The organism is Streptomyces sp. NPDC096012 (assembly GCF_040426375.1).
Taxonomy (GTDB): domain Bacteria; phylum Actinomycetota; class Actinomycetes; order Streptomycetales; family Streptomycetaceae; genus Streptomyces.
Map to the genome: position 1 here is coordinate 33,556 of NZ_JBEOTD010000035.1, position 15,746 is coordinate 49,301.

15 protein-coding genes are annotated in these 15,746 nt (G+C 72.0%); all 15 read left to right on the forward strand.

Annotation, left to right across the window (positions count from 1 at the left end; genetic code table 11):
* Positions 1-182 precede the first annotated feature (182 nt).
* The 15 genes from ABVB68_RS28115 to ABVB68_RS28185 all read left to right on the forward strand — a co-directional run bounded on the left by ABVB68_RS28115 (position 183) and on the right by ABVB68_RS28185 (position 15,743).
* Positions 183-1,160 (forward strand): lytic transglycosylase domain-containing protein, encoded by a 978-nt coding sequence (locus ABVB68_RS28115; protein ID WP_353603957.1) that lies wholly within the window; start codon positions 183-185, stop codon positions 1,158-1,160.
* Positions 1,161-1,270: 110 nt separating this feature from the next.
* Positions 1,271-2,350 carry an RNA polymerase sigma factor gene (locus ABVB68_RS28120; RefSeq protein ID WP_353603958.1) on the forward strand — a complete coding sequence of 360 codons (1,080 nt, stop codon included), beginning with the start codon at positions 1,271-1,273 and terminating at the stop codon, positions 2,348-2,350.
* A 108-nt stretch (positions 2,351-2,458) separates the two neighbouring features.
* On the forward strand, positions 2,459-3,388 hold the full coding sequence (locus tag ABVB68_RS28125) for an ABC transporter ATP-binding protein (protein ID WP_353603959.1): 930 nt from the start codon (positions 2,459-2,461) through the stop codon (positions 3,386-3,388).
* Positions 3,385-4,155, forward strand: coding sequence for an MlaE family ABC transporter permease (locus tag ABVB68_RS28130; protein ID WP_093478077.1), 771 nt, complete (start codon positions 3,385-3,387; stop codon positions 4,153-4,155). Before ABVB68_RS28125 ends, ABVB68_RS28130 begins: the two co-directional genes overlap by 4 nt.
* Before the next feature lie 3 nt (positions 4,156-4,158).
* Entirely contained in the window at positions 4,159-4,983 is an 825-nt protein-coding gene (locus ABVB68_RS28135) for an MlaE family ABC transporter permease (RefSeq protein ID WP_353603960.1), read from the forward strand.
* 11 nt (positions 4,984-4,994) lie between these two features.
* Positions 4,995-6,242 carry an MCE family protein gene (locus ABVB68_RS28140; RefSeq protein ID WP_353603961.1) on the forward strand — a complete coding sequence of 416 codons (1,248 nt, stop codon included), beginning with the start codon at positions 4,995-4,997 and terminating at the stop codon, positions 6,240-6,242.
* Positions 6,239-7,279 carry an MCE family protein gene (locus ABVB68_RS28145; protein WP_353603962.1) on the forward strand — a complete coding sequence of 347 codons (1,041 nt, stop codon included), beginning with the start codon at positions 6,239-6,241 and terminating at the stop codon, positions 7,277-7,279. The genes ABVB68_RS28140 and ABVB68_RS28145 overlap by 4 nt, the downstream gene beginning before the upstream one ends.
* Positions 7,280-7,536: 257 nt before the next feature.
* Positions 7,537-8,517 (forward strand): MCE family protein, encoded by a 981-nt coding sequence (locus tag ABVB68_RS28150; RefSeq protein WP_353603999.1) that lies wholly within the window; start codon positions 7,537-7,539, stop codon positions 8,515-8,517.
* Complete coding sequence (locus ABVB68_RS28155) at positions 8,514-9,623, forward strand: MCE family protein (RefSeq protein WP_353603963.1); 1,110 nt, start codon at positions 8,514-8,516, stop codon at positions 9,621-9,623. The genes ABVB68_RS28150 and ABVB68_RS28155 overlap by 4 nt, the downstream gene beginning before the upstream one ends.
* Positions 9,620-10,915, forward strand: a complete 1,296-nt coding sequence (locus ABVB68_RS28160) for an MCE family protein (RefSeq protein WP_353603964.1) — start codon at positions 9,620-9,622, stop codon at positions 10,913-10,915. Before ABVB68_RS28155 ends, ABVB68_RS28160 begins: the two co-directional genes overlap by 4 nt.
* Complete coding sequence (locus ABVB68_RS28165; RefSeq protein WP_353603965.1) at positions 10,912-12,186, forward strand: MCE family protein; 1,275 nt, start codon at positions 10,912-10,914, stop codon at positions 12,184-12,186. The genes ABVB68_RS28160 and ABVB68_RS28165 overlap by 4 nt, the downstream gene beginning before the upstream one ends.
* A complete protein-coding gene (locus ABVB68_RS28170) occupies positions 12,159-12,671 on the forward strand; it encodes an Rv1363c family protein (RefSeq protein WP_353603966.1) in 513 nt (170 codons plus the stop codon). Before ABVB68_RS28165 ends, ABVB68_RS28170 begins: the two co-directional genes overlap by 28 nt.
* A 34-nt stretch (positions 12,672-12,705) precedes the next feature.
* The gene (locus ABVB68_RS28175; protein ID WP_353603967.1) at positions 12,706-13,455 is read left to right on the forward strand and encodes an Rv1363c family protein; all 750 of its coding nucleotides are present in this window, start codon (positions 12,706-12,708) and stop codon (positions 13,453-13,455) included.
* A gap of 235 nt (positions 13,456-13,690) precedes the next feature.
* Positions 13,691-15,259 (forward strand): ATP-binding protein, encoded by a 1,569-nt coding sequence (locus ABVB68_RS28180; RefSeq protein ID WP_353603968.1) that lies wholly within the window; start codon positions 13,691-13,693, stop codon positions 15,257-15,259.
* Positions 15,260-15,350: 91 nt separating this feature from the next.
* The gene (locus ABVB68_RS28185; RefSeq protein ID WP_353603969.1) at positions 15,351-15,743 is read left to right on the forward strand and encodes a roadblock/LC7 domain-containing protein; all 393 of its coding nucleotides are present in this window, start codon (positions 15,351-15,353) and stop codon (positions 15,741-15,743) included.
* Positions 15,744-15,746 lie beyond the last annotated feature (3 nt).

The window sequence follows — 15,746 nt, forward strand, 5'->3', positions numbered from 1 at the left end:
GCGCGTACCCCGCTCACGAAAAGGTGCCCGACCCGGTCCACCCGGTTCCGCGCGACGGACGTGCCCTCCGGCCGCGTAGAGCAGACGACGGATTCACCCACAGAGGGGACTGCACAGTGACAGCGCGTGCACTCAAGGGGGCACAGAGGGGTGCCAGGGGTACGGCGGTCGCGGTGGCGGCGATGGCCGTGCTGACCGCGTCGCAGGCGCCGGGGGCGGTCTCGGCCGGGGCCGCGGAGCCCGCGCGGAAGGCGGCGCCCGCCGAGCACGGACCCAGCGTGTCCGGCGACACCCCGTACCGCACCGATCTTCCCCCGCTGCGGACTCGGAAGGGAGGCCCGGCCCAGGCGGTGACGGAGGGCGGCGCCCTGCCCGCGAGCGTGTTCGCCGCGTACCGGCGCGCCGAGGCGGAGGTGGCGCGCAGCGCGCCCGGCTGCCGGCTGCGCTGGCAGCTGCTGGCCGCGATCGGCCAGGTGGAGTCCGGGCAGGCAGGGGGCGGCCGGGTGACCCCGGACGGTACGACCGTGACGCCCATCCTCGGCCCGCGGCTGACCGGCGGCGCCTTCGCCGCCGTCGCGGACACCGACGGCGGCGCGTACGACGGGGACACGGTGTACGACCGTGCGGTCGGGCCGATGCAGTTCATCCCGTCCACCTGGGCCCGCTGGGGCGCGGACGGCAACGGCGACGGGCGGCGGGACCCGGACAACGTCTACGACGCGGCGCTCGCCGCCGGCCGTTACCTGTGCGCGGGCGGCCGGGACCTCGCGAGCCCCGCCGACCTGGACCGGGCGATCCTGGGCTACAACCACTCGGACGCCTATCTGCGCACCGTCAAGGCGTGGTACGCGTACTACCTCACGGGGCATCGCGTGGTGCCCGACGCGTCCGCGGGCTCCCGGCCGGACCGGCCGAAGCCGTCCCGCCCGAAGAAGCCGAAGCCCTCGGCGCCGAAGCCGTCGCACGGCCCGAAGCCGGGCCCCGGTCCCTCGCGCACGCCGTCGACGCCGCCCGCCTCACCCTCCCCCGGCCCGTCCGTCGAGGCCGGCGTCCCCGAGGAGTCCGGGACGCCGCTGGTCCCCGCCCCCGAGCCGACCCTCACGCTGCCCGGCGGCGGGGTGCTGCCCGACGTAGGGCAGCTGACCACCGGCAACAGCTAGAACACGATGAGCCTCTCCCCCTCCACAACCCTGCCTACTCGGCGGTAATGTCGCCCTTCGCCGGAGCACGGAACCGGCGGGTGAGTGCGGAGGGGCCCATGGCGACGGACATGCCTGCGGACACAACGGCCGCCGACGAGCGTTGGCAGCGTATGTGGAGCCATCGCGAGCAGCTGCTCAAGGTGGCCCGGCGACGCTCCATGAGCCAGGAGGACGCCGAGGACGCCGTGCACGAGGCGATGCTGCGGGCCGCGGAGCGCCCGGGCCTCGACGACGAGCGGCTCGCCGCCTGGCTGACGACGGTGACGATGCGGCTGTGCGTCGACCGGTACCGGCAGGTCAACCGCGAGGCCGAGGTCGGCAGCCGCCCCACGCTCGTCGCGCCGGGCCCGGTACCCGTGGAGGAGGCGGTGTGCGACCGGGCCGAGGCGAAGTGGCTCGCCGGGCGCAGCGGGGAGCTGCCCGCCCGGCAGGCGGAGGCGCTCCGGCTGAAGTCGCAGGACCTGGACGTGAACCAGGTCGCGGTGCGGATGGGGCTCAGCTACCGGACCGTCGAGTCGCTGCTCGCGCGGGCCCGGCGGACGCTGCGCGCCTCGCTGGCCGGAACGCTCGGGCTGGTGCTGTTCCTGGTCGGGCGCGGGCGGCTGCGCGGGGGCGGTAAGGCCCAGGTGGTCGCGGTCACCTCGACGGCGGCGACCCTGGCGGTGGCGGGGCTCGTGCTGCCGTACACACTCGGTGCGGGCGGGAACGGGAACGGTGCGGCGCCGCGGCCGGCCGTGTCCGGCGACGCGCAGGTCCTGCGCGGCGACGCCACGGGCCGGGGACGCGCCCCCGGGACGCGCACCCCCTCACCCCTGGCGCCCGGCGACCGGGGCCGGACGCCCTCACCCACCGGTGGAACGTTCCTGCCGCTGCCCGTGCCGGCCCTGCCGGACGTGGCCTCGTCCCCGCTCCCCGGGCTGTCGGCGCCGCGGGTCCCGCAGGTGCCCGGCGTGCCGAAGCTGCCGGACCTGCCGGCAAGGCCGGCGCTGTCGCCGCCGCGGGTGCCGGACGTGCCGAAGGTGCCGGCAAGGCCGGCTGCCTCGTCGGTCCCGTCGTTCACCCCGGCCGCTCCCGCCGTGCCGTCCGCCTCGCTCTCCGTCCCCGCACCGAGAATGCCTTCGGGCACGCCGTCGCCGAAGCTGCCGTAGCACGCCGTAAACGCGTCCGAAATAAATTTCCGGTCGCCGCGACGGACGCCCCGCCCCTCCCCGTAGAGCAGATGTCGGAGCTGCTCCACGGGTGAAGGGTGGGACCGGATGGGTGTCGAGATCTGTGTGGAAGGGCTGACCAAGCTCTTCGGACACCAGGTCATCTGGCAGGACGTCTCGCTGACGCTGCCCGCCGGGGAGGTCTCGGTGATGCTCGGCCCGTCGGGGACGGGCAAGTCGGTGTTCCTCAAGACACTCGTGGGGCTGCTGAAGCCGGAGCGCGGCTCCATCACGATCCAGGGCCGGGACATCACCAAACTCCGGGAGCGCGATCTCTACGAGGTGCGGAAGCTGTTCGGCGTGCTGTTCCAGGACGGCGCCCTGTTCGGCTCGATGAACCTGTACGACAACATCGCCTTCCCGCTGCGCGAGCACACCCGCAGGTCCGAGAGCCAGATCAGGCGGACCGTCCTCGAAAAGATGGACATGGTCGGGCTGATCGGCGCCGAGATGAAGCTGCCGGGCGAGATCTCGGGCGGTATGCGCAAGCGTGCCGGGCTCGCCCGCGCCCTGGTCCTCGACCCGGAGATCATCCTGTTCGACGAGCCGGACTCGGGCCTGGACCCGGTCCGCGTGGCCTACCTCAACCAGCTCATCGTCAACCTCAACGCACAGATCGACGCGACCTTCCTGATCGTCACCCACGACATCGCCTCGGCCCGCCAGGTCCCCGACAACATCGGGCTGCTGTTCCGGCGCGAGCTGGTGATGTTCGGGCCCCGCGAAGAGCTGCTGGCCAGTGAGGAGCCCGTCGTACGGCAGTTCCTGAACGGCCGGATGCAGGGGCCGATCGGCATGGCGGAGGAGAAGGACGCGTCCCAGGTCGAGCAGGAGCTGGCCCAGCTCGACGAGGGTGAGCCGGCCGATGCGCCGACTCCCCGCCTGCTGCCCGGCCCCGGCATCACCCGCCCGCCCCGCTGGGAGGCGATCGCGAGACGCGAGGCCGAGCTGCACGGGACGGGGGTGAGCAGCGCATGAGGCTGTCCCCGACGGGGGCGCTCCGGCACTCGGGAAACCTCTTCGCGATGGCGCTGGACGTCGTCCGGACCCTGCCTCGACGCCCCTTCCAGGCACGAGAGTTCATCCAGCAGGCGTGGTTCGTCGCCAGCGTCACCATCCTGCCGACGGCGCTGGTCTCGATCCCCTTCGGGGCGGTCATCGCGCTGCAGATCGGCAGCCTGACCCGGCAGCTCGGCGCGCAGTCCTTCTCCGGTGCGGCGTCCGTGCTCGCCGTGCTGCGTGAGGCCTCGCCGATCGTCACCGCGCTGCTGATCGCGGGCGCGGGTGGCACGGCGATCTGCGCGGACCTCGGGGCACGCAAGATCCGGGACGAGATCGACGCGATGCAGGTGCTCGGCATCGACCCGATCCACCGGCTCGTCGTACCGCGAGTGCTGGCGTCGATGGTGGTGGCCGTGCTGCTCAACGGCCTCGTCTCGGTGGTCGGTGTCGCGGGCGGCTATTTCTTCAACGTCGTCCTCCAGCACGGCACGCCCGGCGCCTACCTGGCGTCCTTCACCACCCTCGCCCAGCTGTCCGACCTGTGGGCGGCGGAGATCAAGGCACTGGTGTTCGGGGCCATCGCGGCGATCGTCGCCTCCTACAAGGGGCTGACGGCGCAGGGCGGTCCGAAGGGCGTGGGCGATGCCGTCAACCAGTCCGTGGTGATCACCTTCATGTTGCTGTTCGTGACCAACTTCGTGATGACCGCGGTGTACTTCCAGGTCGTCCCGCAGAGGGGTTAGCCGATGAGACCGCGAGAACTCCTCGATCGCCCCTTGCGCTCGCTCGAAGAGCTGGGCACCCAACTGTCCTTCTACGGGCGTTCGTTCGCGTGGACGGGCCGCACCCTGCGCCGCTACAAGAAGGAGATCCTGCGGCTGCTCGCCGAGGTGAGCTTCGGGCGCGGCGCGCTCGCCGTCGTCGGCGGCACGGTCGGCGTGATCGCGTTCCTGTCCTTCTTCACCGGCACGGAGGTCGGCCTCCAGGGTTACGCGGCCCTGAACCAGCTGGGCACGTCCAACTTCGTGGCGTTCCTGTCGGCGTACTTCAACACCCGGGAGATCGCCCCGCTGGTGGCCGGACTCGCCCTGTCCGCGACGGTCGGCGCCGGGTTCACCGCGCAGCTCGGCGCGATGCGGATCAGCGAGGAGACCGACGCGCTGGAGGTGATGGGCGTCCCGTCGCTGCCCTTCCTGGTGACGACGCGGATGATCGCCGGCTTCGTCGCGGTGATCCCGCTGTACGTGGTCGGACTGCTGTCCTCGTACCTGGCGGCCCGCACCATCACCACCGGCTACTACGGGCAGTCGACGGGCACTTACGACCACTACTTCCACCAGTACCTGCCGCCCGTCGACGTGTTCTGGTCCTTCGGCAAGGCGATCGTCTTCGCCGTGCTGATCATCCTGGTGCACTGCTACTACGGCTACCACGCGAGCGGCGGACCGGCCGGTGTCGGCGTCGCGGTGGGCCGGGCGGTGCGGACCTCGATCGTCGCCATCAACGTCCTGGACTTCTTGCTGAGTCTCGCGATCTGGGGCGCCACCACGACCGTACGGATAGCGGGGTGAGAGCGGTGCGCATGCACAGAACGAGACTCAGGCTGTACGGCGTCACCTTCCTCGCCGTGCTCGCGCTGCTGCTGTCGCTCGCGGTGGCCGTCTACCAGCAGGCGTTCACGTCGGTCGTGCCCATCACGCTGGAGGCCGGCACCCTCGGCAACCAGCTCGATCCACGCGCCGACGTCAAGCTGCGCGGGCTGCTGGTCGGCGAGGTGCGCGAGGTGCACGCGGACGGCACGAAGGCCACGCTCGACATCGCGCTCGATCCCCGGTACGTCCCGTACATCCCCTCGGACGTGCACGCCCGCCTGCTGCCCAAGACGCTGTTCGGCGAGAAGTACGTCGACCTGGAAGCTCCCACCGGGGCTACGGCCCGGCCCATCCGCGCCGGGGACGTCATCACCCAGGACCGTACGAAGGTCGGCATCGAGGTGCAGCAGCTGATGAACGACCTGCTGCCGCTGCTGCGCACGGTCCGGCCGGGTGAACTCAACGCCACCCTCTCGGCGTTCGCCACCGCGCTGGAGGGCCGCGGCGACCGGATCGGCGACAACCTCACCCGGGTCGAGGGCTATCTGCGCCGCCTCAACCCGCACCTGCCCTCCCTCGAGGAGGACATCTCCCGGTTCGCGGACGTCGCCGAGGTGTACGGCGACGCCGCGCCGGACCTGATGCGGATCCTGCGCAACACGGTCACCACCAGCCGGACGATCGTGGAGAAGCAGGACCAGCTGGCCGCAGGACTCCGCTCGACCGCCGCCGTAGCGGGCACGGCGAACGACTTCCTGTCCGAGAACGGCGACCGGCTGATCACCCTGGGCCGGGTCTCCCGCCCCACGCTGGAGCTCTTCGCCCGCTACTCCCCCGAGTACCCGTGCCTGCTGACGGGACTGGTCCGGCAGGAGAAGGCGTCGGAGGACGCGTTCCGGGGCGGCGAGATGCGGATCACCCTGGAGGTCGTCCGGCCGCAGGGCGCGTACCGGCCCGGTGAGGAGCCGGTGTACGGCGAGCGGTCCGGCCCGAGCTGCCGTGGCCTGCCGGATCCGCCGGTGCCCGGGCCGAAACCCCGTCTGCATGACGGTACGTCGGCCGGAGGTTCCGGCGGCGCACTCCCCGGAGGTGTCGATGTGTCCGCCACCCGTGCCGAGCAGCGGGCCGTCGGCTCGCTCGTGGCCCCCGTCATGGGCGTTCCCGCCGACCAGGTGCCGCCCGTCACGACCCTGCTCCTCGGTCCGCTCGCGCGCGGAACGGCGGTGAGTGTCGCATGAGCAGGTCAGGAGCCAGGCAGACCGCCGCCCCTCTGATCAAGTTCACCCTTTTCGCGTTGATCACGATCGCGGCGACGGCACTGCTCGCCGCCACCATCGTCAACATCTCCTTCACCGCGAAGGACACCTACCACGCGGTGTTCACCGACGTCACCGGGCTGGAGACCGGCGACGACATCCGGGTGGCCGGAGTGCGGGTGGGACAGGTCGAGGGCATCCGGATCAAGGACCGGACCCTGGCCGAGGTGACGTTCACCGTCAGCGCCGACCGGCCGCTGCTCGCGGGGACCCACGCGGTCGTCCGCTACCGCAACCTGGTCGGGCAGCGGTACATCGCGCTGGCCGAGGGCCCCGGCGACGTCACCGCCCGGCTGCGGCCGGGCGGCACCATCCCGCTGTCCCGGACCCAGCCGGCGCTGGACCTCAACGCCCTGCTGAACGGCTTCAAGCCGCTGTTCGCCGCGCTCAGCCCGAGCGACGTCAACCAGCTCGCCACCGAGATCGTCCGGACCCTCCAGGGCGAGGGCGGCACGGTGAACAGCCTGCTGGCCCACACGGCCTCGCTCACCACCACCCTCGCCGACCGCGACAAGCTGATCGGCTCGGTGGTCGACAACCTCAACACCGTCCTGGCGACGCTCGACAGACGCGGCTCCCGCTTCTCCGACCTGCTCACGCAGCTGCGCCGGGTGGTCTCGGGGCTGTCCGCCGACCGCAAGCCCATCGGGAGGTCGCTGGTGAGCATCGGCGACCTCACCGACGCCACGTCGGGGCTGCTGAAGGACGCGCGTCCACCGCTGAAGGACGACATCGCCGGGCTCGGCGCTCTCACCGGAACGCTGAACAAGAACCAGAACACCGTGGAGGGCGTCCTGAAGCGGCTGCCGAACAAGCTCAACGGGCTGACCGGGGCGGCGTCCTACGGCTCGTGGTTCAACTTCTACCTCTGCGACTTCGACGGCCGGATCGTGCTGCCGAAGACCAAGCAGGTGATCACCCCGGAGCTGCACGTGGCGCGGGCGAGGTGTGGCGGATGAGACTGCGTGTCCGACGGCAGCGCCGTCCTGAGCCACTGGTGAAGGTGCGTGTCCTGCCACCCGCGCTGCCGAGACTCCCGCGGTTGCTGCCGAGGCGCAAGCCCCGCCCCGAACCCCTCGTGAAGGTGCGCGTCCTGCCACCCAAGCCGCCGAAACTCCCCCGGCTGCTGCCGAGGCGCAAACCCCGTCCCCAGCCCTTGGTCAAGGTGCGCGTCCTGCCGCCCAAGCTGCCCGGGATCCGGCTCAAGCGCCCACGCCTGAAGCCGTTCCGTGAGCGCAACGCGGTCGTCGTGGGCGCCGTCGGCCTCACCGTCCTCGCGCTGCTCACCGTTGCCGCCTTCAACGCCGACAGCCTGCCGCTGATCGGCGGCGGCGACACCTACAGCGCGGCCTTCTCGGAGGCCGGCGGGCTCAAGCCGGGCGACGAGGTGCGGATCGCCGGGGTCAAGGTCGGCAAGATCGACGGCGTCGACCTGGACGGCGACCACGTCAAGGTCACCTTCAAGGTGACCGGCCACCCCGGGTTCGGTACCGACACGGGCGCCGCGATCCGGGTCAAGACGATCCTCGGTGCGAAGTACCTGGCCCTGTACCCGAAGGGGCCCGGCCAGTTGCGGGCGGGCAGCGAGATCCCGCTGGGGCGGACCGTGTCGGCGTACGACGTCGTCCAGGCCTTCAGCGACCTGACGACCACCAGCGAGAAGGTCGACACGGACCGGCTCGCGAAGGCGCTGGACACGATCTCCGTCACCTTCCAGGACTCACCCGCGGAGGTACAGGCGTCGATCAAGGGACTGTCGAGGATCTCCCGGACCGTCGCCGCCCGTGACAAGGCGCTGCGCGGGCTCCTCGACCACGCGAACGGAGTCACCAAGGTGCTGGCCGGCCACACGAAGGACTTCCACACGCTGGTCAAGGACGGTGACGCGCTGTTGAAGGAGATCGCCGAACGGCGCGCGGCGATCCACACACTGCTCAAGAGCTCCGCGCTGCTGGGCATCGAGCTGTCCGGCCTGGTCAACGACAACAGGAAGACGATCGGACCCGCGCTGAAGAACCTCAACACCTTCGTGACGATGCTCGAACGCAACCAGGCGAGCCTCGACCGCAGCGTCCAACTGCTCGCCCCCTACGTGCGGCTCTTCACCAACACCCTCGGCAACGGGCGCTGGTTCGACTCCTACGTCCAGAACCTGGTCGCCGCCCCGGTCACGCCGCGGACGGGAGGCACCCGATGATCCGCAGACTCCTTGCCCTGTTCACCACGCTCGCGGTCGTCGTCGGCCTCGCCGTCGTCCTGTGGCCGGGCCCCGACCCGGTCCGCGTCACGGCGTACTTCCCGCGCACCGTCGGCATCTACCCGGGCTCCGACGTCCGCGTCCTGGGAGTCCGCATCGGTGAGGTCAGGAAGATCACCCCGGAGGGCGACCGGGTACGGGTGGAGCTGGAGTACGACCCAGGGCGCAAGGTCCCCGCCGGCGCGCGGGCCGCCATCTTCAACTCCTCGGTGGTCAGCGACCGTTACGTGCAGCTGCTGCCGGTGTACCGCAAGGGCGCGGTGCTGCGGGACGGAGACGTCATCCCCGAGTCCCGTACGGCGGTCCCCGTCGAGCTGGACCGGATCTTCGACAGCCTGCACACCACCGCCGAGGCGCTCGGCCCGAACGGGGCCAACAAGCAGGGCTCGCTGTCCCGGCTGCTCGGGGTGAGCGCGGACAACCTCCGGGGCCAGGGCCGAAACCTCAACCAGATGGTGGGCGACCTGTCCCAGGCGGTCACCACGCTGTCCGACGGGCGCGGCGACCTGTTCGGGACCGTGCGCAACCTTCAGGTGTTCACGGCCGCGCTGGCGGCGGACGACACCCGCGTGCGGTCGTTCGACACCGACCTCGCCGACGTGGCCGGGCAGCTCGCCGGGGAGCGCAAGGATCTCGCGGCCGCGCTGAAGTATCTCGCCGCCGCGCTCGGTGACGTGTCCGGCTTCGTCAAGGGCAACAAGAAGGCGCTGACCTCGGACGTGCAGGGCCTGGCCAAGGTCACCAAGATCCTCGTCACCCAACGGGCCGCACTGGAGGAACTGTTGACCGTCGCCCCCACGGGCCTGTCGAACCTGCAGAACGCCTACAACCCCGCCGCCGGCACCCTCGACACCCGCAACAACGCGCAAGCCTCGCAGGATCCGTCGTCCCTGCTCTGCTCGATCCTGAAGACGACCGGCGACGACCACGACAACTGTGCCGGGCTCGACAAGCTCTTCGGCACACTGCCCAAGGTTCCGTCGGCGCCGCCGTCGACGGGCACGGTCGACAAGACCCTCGGCGGAATCCTGGGGGCACCGGCATGAGCATGCTGCGCAAGGGGCGGGTGGCCGCCTGGACGGCGGCCGGCTCGCTGCTGCTGACCGGCTGCGAGTTCAACGGCTGGTACGACGTCCCGCTCCCCGGCGGTGCCGCCTCGGACGGCCATGCCTACCACGTCACGGTCGAGTTCCGGGACGTACTCGACCTGGTGCCGCAGTCCGCGGTCAAGGTCGACGACGTCACCGTGGGCACGGTCGAGAAGGTCCGACTGGACGGCTGGCATGCCCGCGTGCGGCTCAGGATCGCCGACTCGGTGAAGCTGCCCGGCAACGCGGTCGCCGACCTGAGGCAGACCAGCATGCTCGGCGAGAAGTACGTGGCCCTGTCCGCGCCCACCGGCACCGCGCCCGTCGGACGACTCCGCGACGGCGACGTGGTCCCGCTGTCCCGCAGCGGCCGCAACCCGGAGGTCGAGGAGGTGCTGTCGGCCCTGTCCGCGCTGCTCAACGGCGGTGGGGTGGCCCAGCTGAAGACCATCACGGTCGAGCTGAACAAGGCCCTGAACGGCCGCGAGGACCGGGTCAGGTCCCTGCTGAAGCAGCTCGACACGTTCCTCGGCGGCCTCGACCACCAGCGGACGGAGATCGTGCGCGCGCTGAAAGGCGTCGACCGGCTGGCCGGGCGGCTGAAGAAGGAGAGGAAGACGATCGCCCTGGCCGTCGACACCATGCCGCCCGCCCTGAAGGCCCTCGCCGACCAACGCAAGGACCTGACGAAGATGCTCACCGCCCTCTCCACGCTCGGCAAGACCGGCACCGAGGTGGTGAACGCCTCCCACGACGACACCGTCGCCAACCTCGAGAAGCTCCGGCCCATCCTGCAGGAGCTGAACAAGGCGGGCAACGACCTGCCCAACTCCCTTGAGCTCCTCACCACCTACCCGTTCCCGCGCAACGCGACGGACGCCGTCAAGGGCGACTACGTCAATCTGAGGATCACCGCCGACCTCGACCTGGCGGGCCTGTACGGCAACCTCACCGGCAAGCCGGGCAAGGGCGGGAAGTCCCCCGGGCCGCCGCACCTTCCCGGCCTCCCCACTCCCACCCCTCTCCCGTCCACCCCGTCCCTGCCGGGGACACCGTCCCTGCCGGGGACCCCGTCGGTGCCTCCCGCGCCCTCCGCGCCTCCCGTGCCCCCGGCGCCCTCCGCCGGCAGCACCCTGCTGTGTCCGCCGATGTGCACCGCCGCATACGGCACCGGGGGCGGCTCGCGTCGCCTCCCGCCCGGGGCGGACCTCGGCCTCGCCGAGCTGATGCTGAAGGGGATGCTGCCGTGATCACACGTACGGTCAGGGCCCAGTTGCTCGCCTTCGCCGCCGTCACCGCTCTCGGGGTGTCGTACGTCGGCGCCCGCTACACCGGCCTCGTGGACGAGGTCCTGCACCGCGGGTACACCCTGCGCGCCGACTTCGCCGAGTCCGGGGGCGTCTTCCCCGGCGCCGAGGTCACCTACCGGGGTGTGCCGGTGGGCCGCGTGGGCGACCTGCGGCTGACCGCGTCCGGGGTCTCGGTGGCGCTGAAGATCGAGGACGGGGCCCCGAGGATCCCGGCCGACACGCTCGCGGTGGTCGCCGACCGTTCGGCGGTGGGCGAGCAGTACGTCGACCTCCAGCCACGGCGGCCGGGCGGGCCGTACCTCATGGACGGCAGCCCGATCCCGCGCAGCCGCACCCGGACCCCGCTGCCGGTCACCGACCTGGTCCTCAGCCTCGACCGGCTGGTCAACTCGGTCGGCAAGGGCGATCTGCGGGTCACCGTCGACGAGTTGGGCAAGGCGTTCGCCGGCACGGGACCGAACCTGAGCCGGCTGGTGGACTCCGGCAACTCACTGGTGGAGTCGGCGTCCGCGTCGCTCCCGCAGACGGTCTCGCTGATCGAGGACTCGCGGAAGGTGCTCAAGACGCAGGCCGACCAGGGCTCGGCCATCAAGTCGTTCTCCCGCGACCTGGCCACGCTCACCCGGCAGCTGAAGTCGAGCGACGGCGATCTGCGCCGGCTGATCGGCAACACGGCGCCCGCCGGGCAGCAGTTGGACTCGCTGCTGAGGTCCACCCGGCCACACGTGCCGGTCCTGCTGGCCAACCTCGTCAGCGGCGGCCGGATCACCCTGGCCCGGCTGCCCGGCGTCGAACAGGCCCTGGTCACGCTGCCGCTCACGGTCGCCGGCAGCTACACGGTCATCCCCGGCGACGGCACCACCCACTTCGGGCTGACCGTGAACGCCGACGACCCGCCCGCGTGCACGCAGGGCTACGGCACCCGGCGGCGCGACCCCGCCGACACCGGCACGCGCCCGGCGAACACCGCCGCGCGCTGCACGGCACCGCGCGGCGGCAAGACCTCGGTGCGCGGAGCCCAGAACGCGCCCGGCGCGACGACCGGTGCGGCCGGCGCCGACCGGGCCGCGTTCGTGGCCCCGTACGACCCGGAGACCGGCACCGCGACCGGCCCGGACGGAACGCCCGTCGAGATCGGCTCGACGGGCGGAGAACAGAGCGTGTTCGGAAAGGAGTCGTGGCAATGGCTGCTCGTGGGACCGATGGCGTGACAGGGGGCCGGGCGAGGCTGCTGGCGGCGGTGCTGGTCGCCGCGACCGTGCTGACGACCGTGCTGTGTGTCTGCCTGGGCCTGAAGCTGTCCGACCAGCGCGCGGCGGAGCAGCGCCGTCAGCACATCCTGGCGGCGGCCCGCCAGTCGGCGCTGAACTTCACCTCGCTCGACTACCGGCACTACGGCCGGGACAGCCGCACCGTGCTGAGCGGCGCCACCGGCGACTTCAGGAAAGAGTTCGCCGCGCAGACCGCACAGCTGACGAAGCTCGTCGCGCAGAACAAGTCGGTGTCCGAGGGGCAGGTCCTGGAAGCGGGCCTCGTGCGCTCCGACGCGCACTCGGCCCGGGTCCTGGTCGTGGCCGACAGCAAGGTGACCAACACCGCCGCGCCCGGGGGCCAGGCGCGCACCTACCGGCTCCAACTCGACCTCGTGCGCGTGGCCGGCCGCTGGCTGACCTCCGACGTCGCGTTCGTGGGCTGACCCACCCCTGAGGCCATCAATGAGGAGAGACACCGTGGCGAACCCGACCTCCCGCACCCGCGGAACCGGATCCCCGGCCCGCCGCACCATGACCGCGGCCACCCGCGCGGCGGCCAAGCGCGCCGGACGGCCGGCGCGCCCCGAGCAGGCCGCGCGCGTGGAAAAGGAAGCCGCCTCCGGGCGCACGCTGCTCGTCGAGCCCCCGGCGAACGGCTGGGAGGACCCGCCGGAGCCCGCGCCCTTCGAGGACGAACCGGAGGAGAGCGCGCCCGCGCGCAGGCTGGGCAGGAGTGCTCTCACCGCGGTTCTGGGCGCCGTCCTCGTGGCGGCCCTGGTCGTGGCCGCCGTCCTCGGGTGGCAGTACCGGCAGGGGCGGCAGGCGGAGCAGGCCCGCGGCGAGGCCCTCGCGGCCGCGCAAAAGGCGGCCCCGGTCGTGCTGTCGTACGACTACCGGCACCTCGACCGGGACTTCGCCCGGGCCCGCGCCCTGCTGACCGGGCACTTCCGCGACCAGTACGGCAGGACGACGAAGACGGTGGTCGCGCCGACCGCGACGCAGTACCACGGCGTGGTGAAGGCGACCGTGGCCACACCCTCCGACGGCGGCGCCCCGGCCGCCTCCGTCGTGTCGGCGACGCCGGACAGGGCCGTCGTCCTGCTCTTCGTCAACCAGGTCACCCGGAGCACCCAGGTCCCGGAGCCCCGACTGGACCTGAACCGGGTGCGGCTGACGCTCACACACACCTCCGCCGGCTGGAAGGTGAGCGGTGTCGACGCCCTCTGACCAGGCCCACACACGCAGGCGATATGGTGAAGACCTGATGCCGAGCCTGTACCGGTCCGGTGCCGACGCCCGGTGGTGGTGGCCCCTTCCCGCCACTCGCACGCCCGGCCGGGCGCTTCCAGGTGAACGCGAGGACAACGGTTCGATTTCCGTATGCGCCAGGGGCTGACACCAGGGTCCTGGTGCACGATAACGTGCCCGCTCAGTCCGATCATCACACTGCCCGGGGACTGTTATGCCTGATCCTTCCATGCCGCCGGACGACCGGCCGACGCCGCCCGCCATCTCCCGTGTGTCGGCCGAGTCGCGAGCCGAGGCCCTGAGGCGGCGTCTGGTGCTGTCGTCCGTGCTGCCGCCGGGCCTGGTCGCCGTGGCCGGTGCGCTGGCCACCGCGCTGGTCGGCGACGGCCACCTGGGCCGGGCGGACCGGGGCGCGGTGTTCGGCGGCGTGGTGCTCATCGGCGCCGTGGCGGCCCTCATCGCGGGCGTACGGGCTTCGGCGCAGGCACGGGCGGTCACCACGCACTGGGCGGAGCTGTCCCGAGCGGCCGACCGGAACCGCGCCGAGCTGGCCGAGCTGACCCGTGTCACGGCCGAGGGCAGGGCTGAACTGGAGGCGCTGTGCCGCCGGTTGCGGGCCGGGGAGCGGCCCGCGCGGCGCCGGCCGGAACTGCCGCCGCAGACCGGCCCGGACGAAGTCTCCCGCCTCAGGTGCGAGATCGCCGCGGCCCGGCAGGAGGCGGAGGCAGCCCTGCTGGAGACCGCCGCCGGTGCGGTCGGTGCGGAACACAACTCCCGGCTGGAGCAGTTCGAGGTGTTCGCCAACCTGGCGCGCCGCCTGGAGTCGCTGGTGCACCGAGGGATCGGCCTGCTGGACGAGCTGGAGAACGAGGTCGAGGACCCCGAACTGCTCAAGGGGCTGTTCCGGGTGGACCACCTGTCCACCCGGATCCGCCGCTACGCCGAGAACCTGGCCGTGCTCGGCGGCGCGAACACCCACCGCCAGTGGACCCGCCCCGTCGGCCTGACCGACGTGCTGCGTTCCGCCGTCGCCGAGATCGACCAGTACGCCCGCGTCAAGCTGGTCCCGCCCATCGAGGGAACGGTCAACGGCCACGCCGTGGTCGACGTCGTCCATCTGCTGGCCGAGCTGCTGGAGAACGCGACGGTCTTCTCACCGCCCCAGACCACCGTGCACGTCCGCGTGGAGCCCGTGGCCGCAGGGGTGGCGATCGAGGTCGAGGACCGGGGCCTGGGCATGTCCCCGGCCGAGCGCAACCAGATGAACACCGTCCTGAGTGCCCCCGGCAAGGTCGCCCTCGGCGAGCTGCTGCAGGACGGCCGGATCGGCCTGTACGTGGTCTCCGTCCTGGCTCAGCGGCACGACATCGCCGTGCAGTTGTCGAGCAACGTCTACGGCGGCAGTCAGGCCGTCATGGTGCTGCCCACCGCACTGCTCGGCCCGCAGCCGGTGGTGCCCACGCCCGCGGACCACACCGTCCCGTCCCCTGACGCGGGGTCGCAGGACCCGGTGGCTGCCGAGGCGGCGGACCCCCGGGCGACAGGGGCGACCCTCGTCGCGGATCCGCCCGTGCCCGATGGCGAACCCCAAGGCGCCCCAGCGCCCTCCGACGGCGCGGAAGACCGTCCGCAGCTGCCTCAGCGCCGCCGCCAGGATGACGCCGCCAAACGGCCGCGCCCGGTCCCCGCCAACGGTGCCTCCGAGGACGTCGCACACGACCCGGGCCTGATGGCCGCGTTCCAGTCCGGACTGCGCAGGGCCGAGGAAGCGGAGACGCCCTGACAGCCGGGCCTCCCTGCAGGCCCGGGCCGCCGTGAAGGCCCGGGCCCCGTTCAGCAAGTTGTTTCCTTCCGTCGAAGAGGAGTACACGATCGTGGCGAGCGAAGACCTTTCCTGGCTGTTGACGGGTCTGGTGAACCGGGTGCCGCACACGCGAAGCGCCCTGCTGTTGTCCTCGGACGGGCTGGTGAAGGCAGCGGAGGGGCTGGAGGACGACGCCGCGGACCAGTTGGCCGCCCTCGCCAGTGGGCTGTACTCTCTGGCGCGCAGCGCGGGCCGGCACTTCGACGACGGCGGGGACGTACGACAGATCGTGACGGAGCTCAGCACCTCGCTGCTGTTCGTCTCGTCCGCCGGGCACGGCGCCGTGCTGGCCGTGCTGGCCGGACGCGAGGCCGACGCGGCGGTACTGGGCTACGAGATGGGGATGATGGTGAAGAGCGTGCGCCCGCACCTGGCCACAGCGCCCCGGCGCCCGGTGGGGTGACCG

Coding starts and splice junctions, on each gene's coding strand:
- ABVB68_RS28115 (WP_353603957.1), top strand. CDS start 183: ATGGCCGTGCTGACCGCGTCGCAGGCGCCGGGGGCGGTCTCGGCCGGG.
- ABVB68_RS28120 (WP_353603958.1), top strand. CDS start 1,271: ATGCCTGCGGACACAACGGCCGCCGACGAGCGTTGGCAGCGTATGTGG.
- ABVB68_RS28125 (WP_353603959.1), top strand. CDS start 2,459: ATGGGTGTCGAGATCTGTGTGGAAGGGCTGACCAAGCTCTTCGGACAC.
- ABVB68_RS28130 (WP_093478077.1), top strand. CDS start 3,385: ATGAGGCTGTCCCCGACGGGGGCGCTCCGGCACTCGGGAAACCTCTTC.
- ABVB68_RS28135 (WP_353603960.1), top strand. CDS start 4,159: ATGAGACCGCGAGAACTCCTCGATCGCCCCTTGCGCTCGCTCGAAGAG.
- ABVB68_RS28140 (WP_353603961.1), top strand. CDS start 4,995: ATGCACAGAACGAGACTCAGGCTGTACGGCGTCACCTTCCTCGCCGTG.
- ABVB68_RS28145 (WP_353603962.1), top strand. CDS start 6,239: ATGAGCAGGTCAGGAGCCAGGCAGACCGCCGCCCCTCTGATCAAGTTC.
- ABVB68_RS28155 (WP_353603963.1), top strand. CDS start 8,514: ATGATCCGCAGACTCCTTGCCCTGTTCACCACGCTCGCGGTCGTCGTC.
- ABVB68_RS28160 (WP_353603964.1), top strand. CDS start 9,620: ATGAGCATGCTGCGCAAGGGGCGGGTGGCCGCCTGGACGGCGGCCGGC.
- ABVB68_RS28170 (WP_353603966.1), top strand. CDS start 12,159: ATGGCTGCTCGTGGGACCGATGGCGTGACAGGGGGCCGGGCGAGGCTG.
- ABVB68_RS28180 (WP_353603968.1), top strand. CDS start 13,691: ATGCCTGATCCTTCCATGCCGCCGGACGACCGGCCGACGCCGCCCGCC.